The sequence below is a fragment of the Amycolatopsis mediterranei genome (genome assembly GCF_026017845.1).
Classification (GTDB): Bacteria; Actinomycetota; Actinomycetes; order Mycobacteriales; family Pseudonocardiaceae; genus Amycolatopsis; species Amycolatopsis mediterranei.
Window position 1 is genome coordinate 2,118,578 of the sequence record NZ_CP100416.1, and the last position, 20,126, is coordinate 2,138,703.

At 71.6% G+C, this 20,126-nt stretch carries 16 protein-coding genes; 13 read left to right on the top strand and 3 right to left on the bottom strand.

Annotated elements, in window-relative coordinates:
• Positions 1-17: 17 nt before the first annotated feature.
• Positions 18-896, bottom strand: coding sequence for a TIM barrel protein (locus ISP_RS10095; protein WP_013223781.1), 879 nt, complete (start codon positions 894-896; stop codon positions 18-20).
• Positions 897-1,007: 111 nt separating this feature from the next.
• Here ISP_RS10095 and ISP_RS10100 point away from each other — a divergent pair, with 111 nt between their 5' ends.
• Both ISP_RS10100 and ISP_RS10105 read left to right on the top strand, forming a co-directional pair.
• The gene (locus tag ISP_RS10100; protein ID WP_013223782.1) at positions 1,008-2,045 is read left to right on the top strand and encodes a LacI family DNA-binding transcriptional regulator; all 1,038 of its coding nucleotides are present in this window, start codon (positions 1,008-1,010) and stop codon (positions 2,043-2,045) included.
• An 81-nt stretch (positions 2,046-2,126) separates the two neighbouring features.
• Positions 2,127-3,125, top strand: a complete 999-nt coding sequence (locus ISP_RS10105) for a Gfo/Idh/MocA family protein (protein WP_176742135.1) — start codon at positions 2,127-2,129, stop codon at positions 3,123-3,125.
• Positions 3,126-3,147: 22 nt separating this feature from the next.
• Here ISP_RS10105 and asnB read toward each other — a convergent pair whose 3' ends face one another.
• Positions 3,148-4,989 (bottom strand): asparagine synthase (glutamine-hydrolyzing), encoded by a 1,842-nt coding sequence (asnB, locus tag ISP_RS10110; RefSeq protein ID WP_013223784.1) that lies wholly within the window; start codon positions 4,987-4,989, stop codon positions 3,148-3,150.
• A gap of 402 nt (positions 4,990-5,391) precedes the next feature.
• Between asnB and kdpF the strand changes: the two genes are divergently transcribed.
• Genes kdpF through ISP_RS10145 form a run of 7 tightly spaced genes read left to right on the top strand, consistent with a single transcriptional unit; the run spans position 5,392 to position 13,325 of the window.
• Entirely contained in the window at positions 5,392-5,493 is a 102-nt protein-coding gene (gene kdpF / locus ISP_RS10115; RefSeq protein ID WP_014466724.1) for a K(+)-transporting ATPase subunit F, read from the top strand.
• Positions 5,494-5,530: 37 nt separating this feature from the next.
• Positions 5,531-7,192: a potassium-transporting ATPase subunit KdpA gene (kdpA, locus tag ISP_RS10120; protein ID WP_013223785.1), complete on the top strand. Its 1,662-nt coding sequence runs from the start codon at positions 5,531-5,533 to the stop codon at positions 7,190-7,192.
• Positions 7,189-9,234, top strand: a complete 2,046-nt coding sequence (gene kdpB / locus ISP_RS10125) for a potassium-transporting ATPase subunit KdpB (RefSeq protein WP_013223786.1) — start codon at positions 7,189-7,191, stop codon at positions 9,232-9,234. Before kdpA ends, kdpB begins: the two co-directional genes overlap by 4 nt.
• 6 nt (positions 9,235-9,240) lie before the next feature.
• Positions 9,241-9,831, top strand: coding sequence for a potassium-transporting ATPase subunit C (locus tag ISP_RS10130; protein ID WP_013223787.1), 591 nt, complete (start codon positions 9,241-9,243; stop codon positions 9,829-9,831).
• Between the two features lie 4 nt (positions 9,832-9,835).
• Complete coding sequence (locus tag ISP_RS10135) at positions 9,836-12,373, top strand: sensor histidine kinase (RefSeq protein WP_013223788.1); 2,538 nt, start codon at positions 9,836-9,838, stop codon at positions 12,371-12,373.
• Positions 12,370-13,068, top strand: coding sequence for a response regulator (locus tag ISP_RS10140; RefSeq protein WP_013223789.1), 699 nt, complete (start codon positions 12,370-12,372; stop codon positions 13,066-13,068). The genes ISP_RS10135 and ISP_RS10140 overlap by 4 nt, the downstream gene beginning before the upstream one ends.
• 29 nt (positions 13,069-13,097) lie before the next feature.
• Positions 13,098-13,325 carry a hypothetical protein gene (locus tag ISP_RS10145; RefSeq protein ID WP_013223790.1) on the top strand — a complete coding sequence of 76 codons (228 nt, stop codon included), beginning with the start codon at positions 13,098-13,100 and terminating at the stop codon, positions 13,323-13,325.
• Positions 13,326-13,337: 12 nt separating this feature from the next.
• Here the strand turns inward: ISP_RS10145 and ISP_RS10150 are convergent, their stop codons facing one another.
• Complete coding sequence (locus ISP_RS10150; RefSeq protein ID WP_013223791.1) at positions 13,338-14,477, bottom strand: acyl-CoA dehydrogenase family protein; 1,140 nt, start codon at positions 14,475-14,477, stop codon at positions 13,338-13,340.
• Positions 14,478-14,542: 65 nt separating this feature from the next.
• Here ISP_RS10150 and ISP_RS10155 point away from each other — a divergent pair, with 65 nt between their 5' ends.
• From ISP_RS10155 to smc, 4 genes are all read left to right on the top strand, one after another.
• The gene (locus tag ISP_RS10155) at positions 14,543-15,184 is read left to right on the top strand and encodes a TetR/AcrR family transcriptional regulator (protein WP_013223792.1); all 642 of its coding nucleotides are present in this window, start codon (positions 14,543-14,545) and stop codon (positions 15,182-15,184) included.
• Positions 15,185-15,241: 57 nt separating this feature from the next.
• On the top strand, positions 15,242-15,895 hold the full coding sequence (locus tag ISP_RS10160) for a hypothetical protein (RefSeq protein ID WP_013223793.1): 654 nt from the start codon (positions 15,242-15,244) through the stop codon (positions 15,893-15,895).
• A 129-nt stretch (positions 15,896-16,024) separates the two neighbouring features.
• Entirely contained in the window at positions 16,025-16,312 is a 288-nt protein-coding gene (locus ISP_RS10165) for an acylphosphatase (protein WP_013223794.1), read from the top strand.
• A gap of 168 nt (positions 16,313-16,480) precedes the next feature.
• On the top strand, positions 16,481-20,083 hold the full coding sequence (gene smc, locus ISP_RS10170; protein ID WP_013223795.1) for a chromosome segregation protein SMC: 3,603 nt from the start codon (positions 16,481-16,483) through the stop codon (positions 20,081-20,083).
• Positions 20,084-20,126: the final 43 nt, after the last annotated feature.

Sequence of the window (20,126 nt, forward strand, 5' to 3'; positions counted from 1 at the left end):
TCCTTCGGGACCAGGTTTCAGAGGGAGTCGGTGATCTTCGCGAGGTGGGCCAGGCTGCGCTCGGTGTCCCGCCGGGGTACGTCGTCGGGGCTGCCGTCGCCGAGGGCGGTGTCCTGTTCGAGGACGTACCAGCCGTCGTAGCCGGCGGCCTGGACGGAGCGCACCATCGCCGCCACGTCCACGTCGCCCTCGCCGAGCGGGGTGTACATGCCCCGCCCGACCGCGTCGGTGTAGGCGAGCCGGCCCGCGCGGACCTCGCCCGCCAGATCTTCCCGGACGTCCTTGAGATGCACGTGCCCCACCCGTTCGGGATACCGCTTCGCCAGCTCCACCGGATCCGTCCCGCCGATCATCAGGTGCCCGGTGTCGAGGCACAACCCGAGATCGGAATCGGCGAGGAAGCGCTCGACCTCGGCCTGCTGCTCCACGTGCGTCCCGACGTGCGGGTGCAGCACCGTGCGCAGGCCGTGGGCGGCGGCGACATGGCGGATCTTGCCGGCGGTGTCGATCAGCGTCGCCCATTCGGCGTCGCTGAGCCGCGGACGGTCGTCGTAGCCCTCGAGGCCGGTCGCGGCGGCGAGGACGAGGACATCACCCCCGCAGGCGGCGAAGAGCGCGGCCGATTCTCCGGCTTCGCGCAGTGCTTGCTGCTGGTTTTCGTGGAGGACGACGGCCAGGAAGCCGCCGACGAGGGTCAGGTCGTAGCCGGCCAGCAGCTCGCGCAGCGCGGCGGGGTCGCGGGGGAGGTACCCGGGCGGCCCCAGCTCGGTGGCCTGGACGCCGAGCGCCGCCATCTCGCCGAGCACGGTCGCCGCGTCCAGCACCCGGCCCCAGCCCGGCACTTCGCAGACGCCCCACGAGATCGGGGCGGCGGCCACGCGGATCGTCGCTGTCACAAGGGGCCTCCGTTGGTCCGTTGGAGCGCTCTATTGATTAGAGCGCTCTAATCTTGTAGCGTCCGTCACAGCAAGTCAAGGCCGAGTTTTCCGAGATCAGGGGAGGTGCGCGTGGTGCGACCGACCATGGAGGACGTCGCCGCACGGGCGGGAGTTTCCCGCGCACTGGTCTCGCTGGTGATGAACAATTCGCCGAAGGTCTCCGACGCGCGGCGCGCGGCGGTGCTGCGCGCGGCCGAAGAACTCGGCTACCAGCCGCACGTGATGGCGCGGTCGCTGGCCAGCCGGACGTCCACCGTGCTCGGCGTGATGGTCAACGACCTGCGCAACGCCTTCTTCGCCGACGTCGTCGAGGGGCTCGACGCGGCCGCCCAGGCGGCGGGCTTCGACCTGATCCTCAACACGGGCGGCCGCAGTCCCACGCGCGAGTGGAACGCCCTGCACAACCTGCTTTCCTTCCGCCCGGCGGGGATCATCCTGCTTTCGCCGGTCGTCCCGGCGGCGTCGATCCAGCTCGCGGCCAAGCAGTGCCCGGTCGTGCTGGTCTCGCGGACGATTCGGTCGTCCACAGTGGACACGGTGAACGACGACGGCGAGGCGGGGTCCGCGCTGGCCGTCGACCACCTGGTCGGCCTCGGCCACCGGCGCATCGCCCACCTCGACGGCGGCGGCGCGGCCGGGGCGGCCCAGCGGCGCCGCGGGTTCCAGTCGGCGATGCGGCGGCACGGGCTGGAGCCGATCGTCGTCCGCAGCGAGCACACCGACACCGGCGGCGAGAAGGCCGTGCGCGAACTGCTGGCGACGTATTCGCGGCTCGACCTGCCGACCGGGCTGGTGGCGGGCAACGACTTCAACGCCGTCGGCGCGATTTCGGCCCTCGAAGAGGCGGGTTTGCGCGTGCCCGAAGACGTCTCGGTCGTCGGCTACGACAACACGTCGCTCGCCGCGCTGCGGCACCTCTCACTGACCACTGTGGACCAGCCACGCACCGAAATGGGGCGGCTGGCCTTCGAAGCGCTGATCGAGCGCGTCCGCGGGGAGCGCACGGAGCCGGTCCGGCACCTGCTGCACCCGTCCCTGGTGGTCCGCGCGACCACCGCCGAGTTTCTGATCCGGCCAAAAGCAGGCCGCCCCCCGAGCGGCACGTAACCGTTGCTGCGAAGTCATTCGGCCGTGACTGTGGCCGGATCGGAAACCATCAGCACAGTCTGCGACAGGAGGAACACCACGATGAGGTTGGGATTGGCGGGCACCGGCCGGATCGGCACCGCGCACGCGGAGACGCTGAAGGGCTTCGACGAGGTCGAATCGGTCGTCGTGGCCGACGTCGACACCGCGCGAGCCGCCTCCGCCGCCGCGAAGCTCGGCGTCGAATCGGCGTCCCTCGACGAGCTGTTCGCCGCGGGTCTCGACGGGCTGGTCGTCACGGCGGCGACGGACGCGCACCCCGGCCTGATCATCGCGGCGGTCGACGCGGGCCTTCCGGTGTTCTGCGAGAAACCGGTGGCCGCGGACATCCCGGGCACCCTGGCGGTGATCGACCGCATCGGCGCCTCGGACGTCCCGGTCCAGATCGGCTTCCAGCGCCGCTTCGACGCGGGCTACGCCGCGGCCCGGGCGGCGGTCGCGTCCGGCGAACTGGGCTGGTTGCACACCTTGCGCGCGACGACGTTCGACCCGGCGCCCCCGCCGGCGGAGTACGTGGCCCACTCGGGTGGCTTGTTCCGCGACTGCGGCGTGCACGACTTCGACATCATCCGCTGGGTGAGCGGCCGCGAGGTCGACGAGGTGTACGCGATCGGGGCAAACCGCGGCGAGCAGTTCTTCCGCGACGCGGGCGACGTCGACACGGCGGCGGCGACGCTGACCCTGGACGACGGCACGCTGGCGACGGTGTCGCTGACCCGCTACAACGGCGCGGGGTACGACGTGCGCCTCGACGTGCTCGGTTCGGTGTCGGGCGTGGTGGTCGGCCTGGACGACCGGGCCCCGCTGCGGTCGGTGGAGCCGGGGGTGGCACCGTTGCCCGGGCCGGCGTACCCGGGCTTCATGGAGCGGTTCCGCCCGGCGTACACGACGGAGCTGCGAGCGTTCCTGGACGTCGTCGCGGGCCGGGCCCCTTCGCCCTGTGGGGCGGCGGATGCGCTTGAGGCGTTCTACATCGCCGAGGCGTGCGAGGTGTCGAGGCGGGAACGGCGTCCGGTGAAGCTGGCGGAGGTCCGCCGCTAGCTTCACCGGACGCCGGCGGCCGTCAGTCGAGCTGCAGCTCCGGGGAGTACATCTCGATCCAGTGGTACAGGTCGAGCAGCCGGTCCAGGCCGATCCGGTCCGCCGGGGCCATGGTCGCCGAGTCCACTTCGGACACCCGGTGCGCCCACGACCGGTCGACCAGCCCGAACACCGCGTGGCCCGGCTCGGCCAGGACCTCCTTGGCCTGCTGCTGCAACGCCGCCGCGTAGCCCGGGTCCTGTGTCGACGGGTACGGGCTCTTCACCCGCTGCGCGACCGACGAAGGCAGCACGTGCTTGGTCGCGTGCCGCAGGAGGCTCTTCTCGCGGCCGTCGAACGTCTTCAGCGACCACGGCGTGTTGTAGACGTACTCGACCAGCCGGTGGTCGCAGAACGGCACCCGGACCTCCAGGCCCACCGCCATCGACGCGCGGTCCTTGCGGTCCAGCAGCATCCGCACGAACCGGGTCAGGTGCAGGTGGCAGATCGTCCGCATCCGCGCCTCGACCGCGGACTCGCCGTCCAGGTGCTCGACCTCGTCGACCGCCGAGCGGTACTGGTCGCCCAGGTAGGACTCCAGATCCATCGTGCGCATCAGCTCGGGCGTGTAGATGGACGTGCGGTCGGTCATCATCGCGCTGCGGAAGGCGATCCACGGGAACATGTCCGCGTTGACCGACGCCTCGTCGAAGAACCAGCGGTAGCCGCCGAACACCTCGTCGGCCGACTCGCCCGACAAGGCCACCGTCGACTCGCCGCGGATCGCCTTGAACAGCAGGTACAGCGACGTGTCCATGTCACCGAGCCCCGCGGGGATGTCCCGGGCCCGCAGCACCGCGCGCCGGACCTCCGGGTCGGTCAGCTCGGCCGGGTTCAGCACGACGTCCTGGTGCGCGGACCCCACCAGCGAAGCGACGTCACGCACGAACGGCGAGTCCGCGGTATCGCGCATCTCGTCCGGCTTGAAGTTCTCTTCCTGGCCGAGGAAGTCGACCGAGAACGTCCGCAGCTGCTCACCTTGCGAAGCGAGCCGGGCCGCGGCCAGGCCGGTGACGGCGCTCGAGTCCAAGCCGCCCGACAGCAGCACGCAGCGGGGGACGTCGGCGACGAGCTGCCGGTTCACGATGTCGGTCATCAGCTCGCGTACGCGGGCGACCGTGGTCTCCTGGTCGTCGGTGTGCTGCTTCGCGTCCAGCTTCCAGTACGTGCGGGTCCGGACGCCTTCGCGGGACACCGTGACGATCGTGCCCGGCCGGACCTCCTCCATGCCCTTCCACAGCGACCAGCCGGGCCGCTTGGTGAACGCCATCAGCTCGCGCAGCCCGTCCGTGTCGACGACCTTCGCGGCCAGCGGGTTCGCCAGGATCGCCTTCGGCTCGGAGCCGAACAGCACGCCGTCGGGCGTCGGGTAGTAGTAGAACGGCTTGATGCCCATCCGGTCGCGGATCATCACGAGCCGGTCGTCGCGCTCGTCCCAGATCGCGAAGGCGTACATGCCGTTGAGGTGGTCGACGACCGCGTCGCCCCACTGCAGGTAGCCGTGCAGCACCACTTCGGTGTCGCTGTCGGTTTCCCAGGTGTGACCGAGCTTCGTCAGCTCGTCCTTCAGCTCGGTGAAGTTGTAGGCCTCGCCGCTGTAGACCATCGCGATGTCGCCGTTCGGCGTCGAGACGGTCATCGGCTGACGGCCGCCGGGCAGGTCGATGATGGCCAGCCGCCGGTGGCCGAGCGCGACGTGCCGGCGCACCCACGTCCCCGAGTCGTCCGGTCCGCGGCAGGCCATCGTGGCCGTCATGGCGTCGATGACGTCCTGGCGGCGGGTGAGGTCGGCGTCGTAGGAAACCCAGCCGGCGATACCGCACATAACGAAACCCCTCCCGAAGAATGCTTAGCCGATACAACTATCGGTAACACAGGTGTAACACGGCCTGAAGATCTTGTCTGCCCGAATTGCACGTTCCGCACCTGTTTGGTCACCGTTTGTGGTGTGAGTCACTGACCAACTACCTGCGGTGAGAAGTGGGCAAACGCTCGCGTGACCGCCGCCACCGGCCGTCAAGGCGGCGTAAATGCGCGTCAGGAACGCATCAAGGCGCCATCAGCCTGCCGTGGTGGCGGCCTCCCCGGACCGCACAGTGACGTCGTCCCCGGTCACCGAACCCGGTGACCCGTCCTGAGAGGTGCCTGTGGCCGACTTGCTCTACACCGTTCTGCTGATCGGCGTTTTCGTGGTGCTGGCGCTGGTGCTGCGCGGCTTGGAAAAGCTGTGAGCGGCGCCGGAACCCCGGCCGATGTCGTCGGCGGCCTGCTGGCGCTCGGCCTGCTCGTCTACCTGTTCGTCGCCTTGATCAGGCCGGAGAAATTCTGATGCGCCCCGACGTACTTCTTCCCGCGGAGGGGCTGAAATGACCGACACCGCGGCCGGGCTCATCCAGCTCGGCCTGCTCCTCGCCGCCCTCGCCGCGGTCTACCGACCGCTCGGCGACTACCTGGCGCGCGTCTTCTCCAGCGAGAAGCACCTCAAGCTCGAGAAGGGTCTCTACCGGCTCTTCCGGGTCGACCCCGGCTCCGAACAGCGCTGGCCGACCTACGCCGCGGGCGTGCTCGGTTTCTCGTTCGTCTCGGTCGTCCTGCTCTACCTGTTGCAGCGCCTGCAGCCGCTCCTGCCGTGGAGCCTGGGCCGCGGCTCGGTGAGCCCCGGCGTCGCGTTCAACACGGCGATCTCGTTCGTCACCAACACGAACTGGCAGTCCTACGTCCCCGAGACGACGATAGGCCACTTCGTGCAGATGGCCGGCCTGACCGTGCAGAACTTCCTGTCGGCGGCCGTCGGCCTGGCCGTGGCGATCGCGGTGACCCGCGGTTTCGTCCGCGCGAAGACCGACCGGCTCGGCAACTTCTGGGTGGACCTCACCCGCGGCACGGTCCGCGTGCTGCTGCCGATGGCGTTCCTGGTCGCGCTCGTGCTGGTCGCGCTCGGCGTGGTGCAGAGCCTCAAGGCCGGCGTCGCCGTGACGAACCCCGACGGCAGCGGAAGCACCATCGCGCTCGCCCCGGCCGCGAGCCAGGAGGCCATCAAGGAACTGGGCACCAACGGCGGCGGCATCTTCAACGCCAACTCCGCGCACCCGTTCGAGAACCCGAACGCCTGGAGCAATCTCGTCCAGCTGTTCCTGATCCTGGTCATCCCGGTCAGCTTGACCCGCGCGTTCGGCTCGCTCGTCGGGAGCCGGCGCCAGGGGTACGTCCTGCTGAGCGTGATGGGCCTGCTGTGGACGGCCTCGCTGGCGCTCATCTGGTTCTCCGAGGCCTACGCGAACAACCCGGCGGCGCGGGCCGCGGGCGCGAGCGTGGAAGGCAAGGAGCAGCGCTTCGGCATCGGGCTGACGTCGCTGTTCGCCGACACCACCACCGGCACGTCGACCGGCGCGGTCAACGGCGCCCACGACAGCCTGTCCGGCCTCGGTGGCGGGGGACCGCTGCTGAACATGCTCTACGGCGAGATCTCGCCCGGCGGCGTCGGCACCGGCCTCTACGGCATCCTCGTGCTGGCGATCATCGCGATGTTCCTGGCCGGGCTGATGGTCGGGCGCACGCCGGAGTACCTGGGCAAGAAGCTCGGCAAGCGCGAGGTCACCTGCGCGGCGATCGCGATGCTGGCGATGCCGACGGTCGTCCTCCTCGGCTCCGGGATCGCGCTGCTGCTGCCGGGCACGGCGGGCGCGCTGGGCAACCCGGGCGCGCACGGGCTGTCCGAGGTCCTCTACGGCTACGCGTCGACCGGCAACAACAACGGCAGCGCGTTCGGCGGCCTGACCGCGACGAGCGACTGGTTCCAGTCGTCGTTCGGCGTCGCCATGGCGGTCGGCCGGTTCGTGCCGGTCCTCGCCGTGCTCTGCCTGGCCGGTTCGCTGGCCGCCCAGCGCAAGGTGCCCGAGACCGCGGGCACCCTGCCGACCACCGGGCCGCTGTTCGCCACCCTGCTCACCGGCACGGTGGTGCTCGTCGCGGCCCTCACGTTCATCCCGGCGCTCGCGCTCGGGCCCATCGCGGAGGCACTCGCATGACCGTCACCGAAGAACGACCGCAGGTGACCCCCGCCGAACCACCCGGACGCGTCGGCGCCGGGGTCTTCAGCCCCCGCCAGCTCTGGACGTCGCTGCCGGAAGCCCTGCGGAAGCTGAACCCGAAGCACCAGCTCGGCAACCCGGTGATGTTCGTGGTGTGGGTGGGCTCCGCGCTCACCACCGTCTTCGCGGTCACCGAGCCGAGCGTGTTCACCATCCTGATCGCCGTCTGGCTGTGGTTCACGGTCCTGTTCGCCAACCTCGCCGAGGCTGTCGCGGAAGGGCGGGGCAAGGCCCAAGCCGAGAGCCTGCGGCGGTCCAAGAAGGAGACCGTCGCCCGCCGGCTCACCGAAACCGGAGAGGAGCAGGTCCCGGGGGTCGAGCTGAAGATCGGCGACCGGGTCGTCGTCGAGGCGGGCCAGGTGATCCCGGGTGACGGCGACGTCGTCGAAGGCATCGCGACCGTCGACGAATCGGCCATCACCGGCGAGTCGGCCCCGGTCATCCGCGAGTCCGGCGGCGACCGCAGCGCCGTCACCGGCGGCACGACCGTGCTGAGCGACCGGATCGTCGTGCGGATCACCACCAAACCCGGCGAGTCCTTCGTGGACCGCATGATCGCGTTGGTGGAGGGCGCTTCCCGGCAGAAGACGCCGAACGAGATCGCGTTGACGATCCTGCTCTCGACGCTCACGATCATCTTCCTGCTCGCCGTCGTCGCGCTCCAGCCGATGGCCCGCTACTCCGGGTCCGAGCAGTCCGTGATCGTGCTGACCGCGCTGCTCGTGTGCCTCATCCCGACGACGATCGGCGCGCTGCTGAGCGCGATCGGCATCGCCGGGATGGACCGCCTGGTGCAGCGCAACGTCCTGGCGACCAGCGGCCGCGCGGTGGAGGCCGCGGGCGACGTCTCGACGCTGCTGCTCGACAAGACCGGCACCATCACCTTCGGCAACCGCCGTGCGACCGAGCTGCTTCCGGTCGGAACGTCCACGATGGACGAGCTGGCCCGCGCCGCCCGGCTCGCCAGCCTGGCCGACGAGACCCCCGAAGGCCGCAGTGTCGTCGAGCTGACGTCGGACCACGCGGGGCAGGACGAGCACGGCGAGTTCGTCCCCTTCACCGCGCAGACCCGGATGAGCGGCATCGACATCGGAACCCGGCGGATCCGCAAGGGGGCGGCGAGTGCCGTCCGTGCCTGGGTGCGCGAGAACGGCGGCGAGTTCCCCGGCGAGACCGAGCGGGTGGTCGACGAGATCAGCGCCCAGGGCGGCACCCCGCTGGTGGTCGCCGAGGACACCGTGGTGCGTGGCGTGATCCGGTTGTCCGACGTCGTCAAGCCGGGCATGAAGGAACGCTTCGCGGAGCTGCGCGAGATGGGCATCAAGACGGTGATGATCACCGGCGACAACCCGCTCACCGCGAAGGCCATCGCCGCGGACGCCGGCGTCGACGACTACCTCGCCGAGGCCAAGCCCGAAGACAAGATGGCGCTCATCAAGCAGGAGCAGGAAGGCGGCCGGCTCGTCGCGATGACCGGCGACGGCACCAACGACGCTCCCGCCCTCGCGCAGGCCGACGTCGGTGTGGCGATGAACACCGGCACCTCGGCCGCCAAGGAGGCCGGGAACATGGTCGACCTCGACAGCGACCCCACGAAGCTGATCGAGATCGTCGGGATCGGCAAGCAGCTGCTGATCACCCGCGGCGCGCTGACCACCTTCAGCGTCGCCAACGACCTGGCCAAGTACTTCGCGATCCTGCCTGCGATGTTCACCGGTATCTACGCCCAGCTCGGCGGGCTGAACGTCATGCACCTGGCCACGCCGAAGTCGGCGATCCTGTCGGCGGTCATCTTCAACGCCCTGATCATCGTCGTGCTCATCCCGCTGGCCCTGCGCGGCGTGCGGTACAAGCCGTCGTCGGCCTCGGCTCTGCTGCGCCGCAACCTGCTCGTCTACGGCCTCGGCGGGATCGTCGGCCCCTTCCTCGGGATCTGGCTGATCGACCTGCTCGTGCGCCTCATCCCCGGAATCGGGTGAACCGAAGTGAACACTCTCGTCAAGCAGACCTGGGCCGGGCTGCGGGTCCTCCTCGTGCTGACCGTCCTGCTCGGGATCCTCTACCCCCTGGCCGTGTGGGCGGTGACGCGCATTCCGGGGCTGGAGGGACACGCCGAAGGCTCGATCGTCACCCAGAACGGCCAGGCCGTCGGGTCGTCGCTGATCGGCGTCGACCCGGTGCCCGCCGACCCGGCGCACGACCCGTGGTTCCACACCCGGCCCTCGGCGATCGGCCCCGGCGTGCCGTCCGGTGCGTCCAACAAGGGCCCGGACAACGCAGATCTGGTGCAGGCGATCGAGCAGCGCAAGGCGTCCATCGCCGAGCGCGAAGGCGTGTCACCCGGTCAGGTGCCACCCGACGCGGTGACGGCGTCGGGTTCGGGACTGGACCCGGCGATCAGCGTCGCCTACGCCGATCTTCAGGCCGCGCGCGTGGCCCGGAACACCGGCCTGTCCCTCGACCGGGTCAAGCAGCTGATCGCGCAGAACACGAGCGGGGCCGGGATCGGCGTACCCGGGGTGACTGTGCTCCCGCTCAACTTGGCCGTGCGCGCCGCGGCCGGAGGGGCACACTGACAGCGTGACCACGGAGAACGGGCCCGCGAAGCCGCGCCGGGGAGAGCTGAGGATCTACCTCGGCGCGGCTCCGGGCGTCGGCAAGACCTTCGCCATGCTCGGCGAAGCGCGCCGCCGGCTCGACCGCGGCACCGACGTCGTCGTCGGGCTGGTGGAGACGCACGGCCGCGAGAAGACCGCGGTGCTGCTGGAGGGCCTCGAGATCGTCCCGCGGCGGCACGCCGAGCACCGCGGCCGCGCGTTCGACGAGATGGACGTCGACGCGATCCTGGCCCGCGCGCCCGAGGTCGCCGTCATCGACGAACTGGCGCACACCAACGTGCCGGGCTCCCGCAACGCGAAGCGCTGGCAGGACGTCGAAGAGCTGCTGACCGCCGGCATCGACGTGCTCTCCACGGTCAACGTGCAGCACCTGCAGAGCCTCAACGACGTCGTCGAGCGGATCACCGGTGTCACGCAGCAGGAGACCGTGCCGGACGAGGTCGTCCGCCGCGCCGAACAGCTCGAGCTGGTCGACATCACGCCGGAGGCCCTGCGGCGGCGGCTCGCGCACGGGAACGTCTACCCGGCCGAGCGGATCGACGCCGCCCTCGGCAACTACTTCCGGCCCGGCAACCTCACCGCTCTCCGGGAACTGGCGCTGCTCTGGGTGGCCGACCAGGTCGACGTCGCCCTCCAGCGCTACCGCGCCGAGCAGCGGATCACCGACACGTGGGAGGCACGCGAACGCGTCGTCGCCTCGATCACCGGCGGCCCCGAAAGCGAGACGCTCATCCGCCGGGCCAGCCGGATCGCCACCCGGGCCGGCGCCGAACTGCAGGTGGTGCACATCCTGCGCGGCGACGGCCTCGCCGGGATCAGCCCGGCCGCGATGGCCCGCTGCCGCAAGCTCGCCGAGGAGGTCGGGGCGACGTTCCACACGGTCGTCGGCGACGACGTCCCGGGCGCTCTCCTGGACTTCGCGCGCGGGGTCAACGCGACCCAGCTGGTGCTCGGGACCTCGCGGCGCTCCCGGGTGGCGCGGCTGTTCGACGAGGGCATCGGCGCGGCGGTGGTCCGCCGGTCGGGCCCGATCGACGTGCACATGGTCACCCACTCCGAGGCCGGTGGCCGCCTGCGGACCGGGCTGACCGCGAGCCCGCTGGGGCTCTCGCGGCTGGTGACGGGCTCGGTGCTGGGGGTCGTGCTGCCGGTGCTGGTCACCCTCGTCGGCGTCTTCGTGCCGACCGGGCTCGACTTCGCCACCGACGTCATCGCCTACGTCCTGGTCACCGTCGTCGTCGCCCTGGTCGGCGGCCTCGGCCCGGCGCTGGTCGCGGCCGTGCTCGGCGCCGGGCTGCTCAACTTCTTCTTCACGCCGCCGCTCTACACGCTCAACGTGCACACCCCGCAGAACCTCGTCACGCTGATCGCGATGGTCGTGGTCGCGGTGCTGGTCGCGCTGGTCGTCGACCAGGCCGCGCGCCGGGCCGCGCAGGCCGCGCGGGCGCGGACCGAGGCCGCGCTGCTGGCCTCCTACGCCCGGACCGTGCTCACCCACGCGAACCCGATCGAGCGGCTGCTGGCGAAGGTCCGCGAGAACTTCGCCCTGACCTCGGTGACCCTGCTGGAGAAGCAGGACGGCGTCTGGCAGTGCGTGGCGACGGCGGGGGAGCACCCGTGCGCCGATCCGGACGAGGCCGACGCCGACATCGCCGTCACCGCCGACGTCCACCTCACCCTGCGCGGCCGGGCACTGCCCGCGGCCGACCGGCGGGTGCTGGAGGCCGTGGCCGGCCAGGCGCTGCTGGCCCTGCGCCAGCAGCGGACGGCGGCCGCGGCGGCGCGCGCCGAACGCAAGGCCGAGGCGACCGAGCTGCGCACGACCCTGCTGTCCGCGGTCGGGCACGACCTGCGGACGCCGCTGACGTCGATCAAGGCGTCCATCGGCAGCCTGCGTGCCGCGGATCTGGAGTTGTCCGAAGAGGACACCGCGGAGCTGATGGAGGCCATCGAGCTGTCCGCCGACCGGCTCGCCGGGCTGATCGACAACCTCCTCGACTCCTCGCGGCTGGCCACCGGGGCGGTCCGCCCGCACCTGCGCCCGGTGGGCTACGACGAGGTCGTCGCGCACGCGCTGTCCACTGTGGACGGTTCGGACGACGTCGTGGTCGCGGTCGACGACCAGCTCCCCTCGGTGCTGGCCGACCCCGGCCTGCTGGAACGGGTGGTGGCGAACGTGCTGGACAACGCGCTGCGCCACGGCGGCGCGCCGGTGTCGGCCCGGGCCAGCGCGCACTCCGGCCAGGTCGAGCTGCGGATCGTCGACCACGGCAAGGGGCTGCGCAAGGGCGCCGCGGACTCGGCGTTCGCCCCGTTCCAGCGGCTCGGCGGCGACCGGGACACGACACCGGGCGTCGGGCTCGGGCTGTCGGTGGCGAAGGGGTTCACCGAGGCGATGGGCGGCACGATCCGCGCCGAGGACACCCCGGGCGGCGGGCTCACGGTCGTGGTTTCGCTTCCCGCGTTCAGCGTGGAGTTCGAACAGGAGGGGGTGCGATGAGCGACCCGGGCGCCACCGTGCTGGTGGTCGACGACGAACCGCAGATCGTGCGGGCACTGCGGATCAACCTGACCGCCCGCGGCTACAAGGTGATCACCGCGCACGACGGCACGGCCGCGTTGAAAGCGGTGGCCGAGACCAAGCCCGACGTGGTGGTTCTGGACCTCGGCCTGCCCGACCTCGACGGCACCGAAGTGATCGCGGGCCTGCGCGGCTGGACGACGGTCCCGATCATCGTGCTCTCGGCGCGCGGCGACTCGGCCGACAAGGTCGAGGCCCTCGACGCGGGCGCCGACGACTACGTGACGAAGCCGTTCGGCATGGACGAGCTGCTGGCGCGGCTGCGCGCGGCGGTCCGCCGTTCGGCGGTGGCGGGCGCGGACGACGCGGACGCGGTGGTGGACACGGCGTCGTTCAGCGTGGACCTGGCGGCGAAGAAGGTCCGCCGCCACGACGGCGTGGAGGTGCACCTGACGAAGACGGAGTGGGGCGTGCTGGAGCTGCTGGTCCGCAACCGCGGCCGGCTGGTGGCGCAGAAGCAGCTCCTGCACGAGGTGTGGGGCCCGTCGTACGAGACGGAGTCGCACTACCTGCGGGTGTACCTGGCCCAGCTGCGGCGCAAGCTGGAACGGGAACCCTCCCGGCCCCGGCACCTGCTCACCGAACCGGGGATAGGTTACCGCTTCGAGGTCTGACCGGGGCCCGGGCTGGGTACCTCCCGGAAATGGACGGGTCGAAAACGTGGCTTCTCGGCGGTGAGCGCATCCCGCCGGTGCTCGTGCTGACGCTGGCGGTGGGCGCGACCTTCGGTGCGCTCGGCTGGCTCCTCACCGCCTTCGAGGGCGGCGCCGGCGGGGCGACGTGGCTGCGCGTCGCGGCGGTCGGCGCCGGTGCCCTGCTGACGGTCTACCTGTGGGCGCTGGTCGCCCACCGGCTGCGGCGCGGTCCCTAGCACCAGGTCTCCCTAGAACCAGAAGGTCGGCTGCTCGATCCCGAACCGCACCTTCGCGTACCGCTTGGACGCCGCGGCCGAGAAGTAGATGTGCTGGGCCGCCGCGTGGAGGTCGCGGAAGCAGCGCTGCACCGGCTGGTCCGCGTGCAGCGCGCCCGCGCCCGCGTAGCCGAACGCGATGTCCACCGCGCTCAGCGACGCCCGCATCGCCTGCTGCGTCGCCAGCAGGAACTGGCCGCGCTGCCGGACGTCCGGGACGTCGCCCGCGCACGCGGTGTCCCACAGCTCGCCGAGTGCCTCGAAGACGAACGCGCGTGCCGAGCGCAGCCGCCCTTCCGCGCGGGTCAGGGCGAACTGGACGTCGCCGTCCTCGGCGATCGGGCCCGGGCCCGGCGGGCGGAACTTGGCCGGCGCGAACGCGGTGAACTCGTCCAGCGCGCGCCGGGCGATGCCGAGCGGCACGCCCGCGAACATCGTGCCGATCAGCGTGAAGAACGGGAACCGCCACAGCGGCCCGTCGTGGCGCGCCGGGTTCGTGAACGGCGAAATCGTGTGTTCCCCGGGCACGACCGTGTCGATCTCGACGTCGTGGCTGCCGGTCCCGCACAGGCCGGTGACGTCCCAGTTCTCGACCACCCGCACCGCGGCGGCCGGCACCGCGGCGAGCCGCCAGTCCCGCGGGTCGCCGCCGGCGAAGGCGCCGTTGAAGAACAGATCCGTGTGCGGGCTGCCGCTGCAGAACCCCCACCGGCCGGCGAGCGCGAACTTGCCGGCGCCGTCGGCGGTGAGGCGGCCCATCGGCGCGAACACCCCGCCGCCGACCGGGTCGGGGGTGCCGGCCACGAGGTCCGCCGCGACGGCCGGGTCCAGCCAGGCGAGGAACGCCGAGCCGTTGCCGATGGTGATCGTCCAGCCCGCGGAGCCGTCCGCGCGCGAGAGCTCCTCGATCGTCTCGACGATCGTGGCGGGTGGCAGCTCCTGCCCGCCCAGGCTGCGCGGGGTCGCCAGGCGGAAGAGCCCGGCTTCGCGGGCCCGTTCGACGAGGTCGCGAGGCAGGGTCCGGAGCTGCTCGGCTTCGCCGGCCCGCGCGCTCAGCTCGGGTGCGAGCTCCCGCGCGGCGGTGACGGCGTCGGTGGTGGCTTGTTCCATCATGGTCAGCGCCCCCTCAGGGTGTCATGATAGATGTGCATCTATTAGATAGAGGAGTCTCTACTCAAATGGACGGCCCTGTCAAGCGCCGCTACGACACGTCGCGGCGTCAGGAGCAGGCGCGCGAGAACCGCCGCCGGATCCTCGCGGCGGCGTCGGCCCTCTTCCGGGAGAAGGGGTACGCGGGCACCGCGGTGCCCGAGGTGGCGAAGGCCGCCGGCGTCGCCGTGCAGACCGTCTACAAGGCCTTCGCCAACAAGGCGACGCTGCTCAAGGCCGTCTTCGACGTCACGGTCGCCGGCGACGACGAGGACGTGCCGATCGCCGGACGCGACTTCATCGCCGAGATCCGGGCCGAGCCGGACGCCGTGCGGAAGATCGAGCTGTACCTCGACCACCTGGTGGGCATCGCCCCCGCGGTGTCCCCGGTGCAGTTGCTGGCCCGCGACGCGGCCGCCGCCGACCCTGCGGCCGCGCAGGTGTGGGCGCAGATGCGGCAGGAGATGCTGATGGCGATGACGTACTTCTCGGCCGAGCTGCTGGAGACGGGGCAGGTCAAGCCGGGCCTGAGAGCCGGCGACGTCCGCGACATCCTGTGGACCTACCACGGCCCGGAGCAGTACGAGCTGCTCTGCCTCGAGCGCGGGTGGTCCCCGGAGCGCTACGGGAAGTTCCTGCGCGACGCGATGGTCGCGGCCGTCCTGGCCTAGGCCTAAGTGCCCCAGCGTTGGGGCACTTAGGCCTAGGCTGCGGTGCGGGGGCCGGTCGTGCTCGACGAGGGGGCACCGGCCGAGCTCGAGCCGCCACCGGTCGACGATGTCGTCGTCGGGGGCGGGGTGACCGGGGTGGTCGGCGTCGTGGTCGGGGGCTTCTCCGAACTCGGGGGAGCCGACGTCGGCGGCGTGTACGGCGGCGACGAGACCGGGGGCGGGTTGCCGCCGGTGTCGATGCGTGGCGGCGGCGGGGGCGGCGCGGGCTGGGTGACGACCGTGGTGGTCGTCTTGCCGTCCGGGCTCACGGACACGACCGTCGTCGGCACGCTCGGCGACGTGGCGCTCGACGGGGTCGGGGCTCCGCTGGAGGGGGTCGCCGGGGCGCTCGACGACGGCGTGGCCGGCAGTGTCCGCACCCCGGCCGGGACGGTGCCCTGGCCCCCGGGGCCGCCGGTCCCGCCCGCGGTGGTGGCGGGGACCGGCCCGGCGAGCTCGGCCACGGCGGCGAACGCGGTCGCGACGACCAGCCCGGCCACCCCGAGCACGACGTACCCGGTGCGGTTCGGTTTGCTGCTCTTGGGCGGCGCGGTGTCGATCCTGGTGATCCGAGAGCTCGAATCCGACCCGGCGGGGCGGGGCATACGGGGCTCCTTGGGGAATTCGGGGAGGCGCGGTGCTGAGGTCGCGGATCGGGAGCGCTGGTGCTGATGGAGCAGTGCGCCCACGGCGGGGGAGCGACCTCGGCGGGAGATTATCACCGGCGTGCGGGTATTCGCCCAGGTAGTGGCCTTGATCCGTTACTGTGCGCGGTCGGTTGACCCGGAAGGGAGGAACGGCGTGAGTGAGGAAGAAACCCACACTCGGCTGACGGCGTGGGTGCGCGGCCGGGTCCAGGGTGTCGGTTTTCGCTGGTGGACGCGCAGTCGCGCGCTGGAGCTCGGCTTGGTCGGGAGCGCGAGCAATCTGGCCGACGGGCGTGTCGAGGTGATAGCGGAGGGTAGTCACGACCACTGTCAGCGGCTGTTGGCCGCGTTACGGTCGGGAGAATCACCCGGAAGTGTGGAGCACGTCGCCGAGCGCTGGTCCGACCCGAAAGGGGGACTCAGCGGCTTCGTCGAGCGGTAGGGCGGCGCTTGGTCCGTCCGGGGACGGTGTGGCTCATGGTGTTGCTGAGGTCGTCGCGGATGTGCTAGGCGCGCCGAGGAGGGGGCGCGTCCGGCGGTCCCCGGAGGCCCCCGGGTAGCCTGGGACGATTGAACCGCCCGTACCGGCAGCCAGAGGGGTCAGCACCCAGTGCACCTGAAAAGCCTGACGCTCAAGGGCTTCAAGTCCTTCGCCTCGGCCACCACGCTGCGCTTCGAGCCGGGCATCACCTGCGTGGTCGGGCCGAACGGCTCCGGCAAGTCCAACGTGCTGGACGCGCTGCGCTGGGTCATGGGCACCCAGGGCGCCAAGGACCTGCGCGGCGGCAAGATGGAGGACGTCATCTTCGCCGGCACCGCGGGCCGCGCCCCGCTCGGCCGCGCCGAGGTCACCCTCACCATCGACAACGCCGACGGCGCGCTCCCGATCGAGTACTCCGAGGTGTCGATCACCCGCCGGATGTTCCGCGACGGCGCGAGCGAGTACGAGATCAACGGCGACCGCTGCCGCCTGATGGACGTCCAGGAACTGCTGTCGGACTCCGGCATCGGCCGCGAGATGCACGTCATCGTCGGCCAGGGCCAGCTCTCGGCGATCCTCGAGTCCAAGCCCGAAGAGCGCCGCGCCTTCATCGAAGAGGCCGCCGGCGTCCTCAAGCACCGCAAGCGCAAGGAACAGACCCTGCGCAAGCTGGCCAACATGCAGGGCAACCTCGACCGCCTCGGCGACTTGACGACCGAGCTGCGCCGCCAGCTCAAGCCGCTGGGCAAGCAGGCCGAGATCGCCCGCAAGGCCCAGTCGGTCCAGTCCGAGCTGCGCGACTCCCGCCTGCGCCTGCTCGCCGACGACCTGGTCACCCAGCGCACCGCCATCGCCCGCGAAGAGGCCGACGAGAAGTCCGCCCGCCAGCGCCGCGCCGAGGTCGAGCAGCACCTCGAGATCGTCTCGGCCGAGGAAACCGAGCTGGAAGCCTCGCTCGCCGAGGACGCGCCGCTGCTGCAGGCCGCCCAGGAAACCTGGTACAAGCTGTCGGCGCTGGCCGAGCGCCTCCGCGGCACCGTCCGGCTGGCGATCGAGCGCCAGCGGCACCTGTCGGCCGACGTCTCGACGTCGACCGGCGGCCGCGACCCCGAAGAGCTCCTCGAAGAGGCCGAGCGCGTCGCCGAGCAGGAGGAAGAGCTCAACGAGGCCGTCATGGAGGCCCGCGAGCTGCTCGCCCAGACGATTCTGCGCCGCGAAGACCTCGAACAGCGCGTCCAGGCCGCCGAGCGCGCGCACTGGGCCGCCGTCCGCGCCATCGCCGACCGCCGCGAAGGCATGGCCAAGCTCACCGGCCAGGTCGAGGCGCTGCGCAGCAAGAACGGCGCCACCTCCGACGAGATCGACCGCCTCAGCGTCTCCCTCGAAGAGGCCGCCGAGCGCGCCGAGATCGCCGTCGAAGAACTCGAGATGGCGAAGGCCGAGGGTGGCGTCGAGGAGTCCGACGACGCCGGCCTGATGGATCGCCACGACCGCGCGGTCGAGGCCAACAACGCGGCCAAGGCGCGTGTCGAAGAGCTGGTCAAGGCCGAGCGCGCGGCCGAGCGGGAAATCGCGTCGGAGAAGGCGCGCGTCGAGGCGCTGTCGATGGGCCTGCGGCGCAAGGACGGCGCGGGTGCGCTGCTCGGCGCGTCCCACGAACTGCCGGGCCTGCTCGGCTCGGTCGCCGCGTTGCTCACCGTCGAGCCCGGCTACGAGGTCGCGCTGGCCGCGGCGCTCGGCCCGGTGGCCGACGCCGTCGCCGTGACCGGCGGCGAAGACGCCCTGCGTGCGCTGAAGTACCTGAAGGAAACGGACTCCGGCCGCGCGGGCATCCTGCTCGGCGGCCTCGAATCCACCGTGGACACCTATTCGTGGCCGTCGCTGCCGGAAGGCGCGCGCTGGGCCCGCGAGGTCGTCACCGCGCCGCCGCAGCTGCGGCCCGCCGTCGAGCAGGCCCTCGACAAGCTGGCTCTGGTCCGCGACCTCGACGCCGCCCGCCACCTGGTGGCGGTGCACCCGGACGTCCGCGCGGTCACCGCCGAGGGTGACGTCTTCGGTGCCCGCTGGGCGATCGGCGGCTCCGGCAAGCGCGAGAGCGTGATCGAGGTCCAGGCCGCCGTCGACGAGGCGGGGGAGCGGCTCCGGCTGGCCGAGCGCTCGCTGGAGCGGTACGCGGCCGAGCTGGAAGGCGCCCGCGCCGAGCAGCAGGCGCGTCGCGAAGAGGTTTCCCAGGCCAAGGACGCCCTCGGCGAGGCGAAGGTCCGCAAGGCGCGCTCGTCGGAGCGGCTCAACCGGATGCAGCAGGCCGCCCGCCAGGCGCAGGCCGAGGTCGAGCGGCTGTCCGGCCAGCGCGCGAAGGTCGAGCAGAGCCGCGTCCAGGCCCTCGCCCAGCTCGCCGAGCTGGAGGAGCGGCTCGCCGCCGTCGCCGAGCAGCCCGTCGAAGACGACCCGGACACCGCCGAACGCGATCAGGCCGTCGAAGAGCTGGCCGTCGTGCGGCAGGAGGAGATGGAAGCGCGGCTCGCGCAGCGCACCTCCGAAGAGCGCGCCCGCAGCATCGCGGGCAAGGCCGAAGGCCTCCGCCGGGCCGCGCACGCCGAGCAGCAGGCCCGCGAGCGCGCCGAGCGCGCCGCCGCGGCCCGCAAGCGCGGCGCCGGGATCGCCAACGCCGTCGTCGACGCCGGCGAGCTCGCGCTGGAGCGCATCGAGCACTCGGTGCAGCGCGCGGCGACCGAACGCGACCAGGTCCAGGCCCGCCGCCAGAGCCGCGAGCAGGCGCTGACCGGCGTCCGCGCCAAGGTCCGCGAACTCACCGGCGAACTGGAGAAGCTGACCGACGCCGTGCACCGCGACGAGGTGCTGCGCGCCGAGCAGCGGCTGCGGCTGGAGACCCTGGAAGCCAAGATCGCCGAGGACTTCGGCATGGGCCTCGAGGACCTCGTCCGCGAGTACGGCCCGGACGTCCCGGTGCCGCCGAGCGCGGGCGAGATGGCCGAGTACGAGGCGGCCAAGGATCGCGGCGAGGACGTCACCCCGCCGCCGCCGATGCCCTACGACCGCGACACCCAGACCCGCCGCGCCAGGCGCGCCGAGAAGGACCTGTCGTTGCTGGGCAAGGTGAACCCGCTCGCGCTCGAGGAGTTCGCGGCGCTGGAGGAGCGGTACAAGTTCCTCTCCACGCAGCTGGAAGACCTCAAGGACACCCGCAAGGACCTCGAAGCCGTCATCAAGCAGGTCGACGAAAAGATCCTCGAGGTCTTCGCCGGCGCCTACGCCGACGTGGCCCGCGAGTTCGAGACCGTGTTCAGCGTGCTCTTCCCGGGCGGCGAGGGCCGGATGGTCCTCACCGAGCCGGACGACCTGCTGGCCACCGGCGTCGACGTCGAAGCGCGTCCGCCGGGCAAGAAGGTCAAGCGGCTGTCGCTGCTGTCCGGTGGCGAGAAGTCGCTGGTCGCGGTGGGCATGCTGGTCGCGATCTTCCGCGCCCGGCCGTCACCCTTCTACGTCATGGACGAGGTCGAGGCGGCGCTCGACGACACCAACATGCGCCGGCTGATCGGGCTGCTGGAGCAGCTGCGCGACTCGTCGCAGCTGATCATCATCACCCACCAGAAGCCGACGATGGAGATCGCCGACGCTCTCTACGGCGTGAGCATGCAGGGCGACGGCATCACCAAGGTGATCTCGCAGCGCCTGCGCACGGCCGACGACGAACCGGTCGCGGTCGGCTAGCTCGCCCTTCAAACCGCGGCAGAGAGCCCCTGTGGCGTCCAGC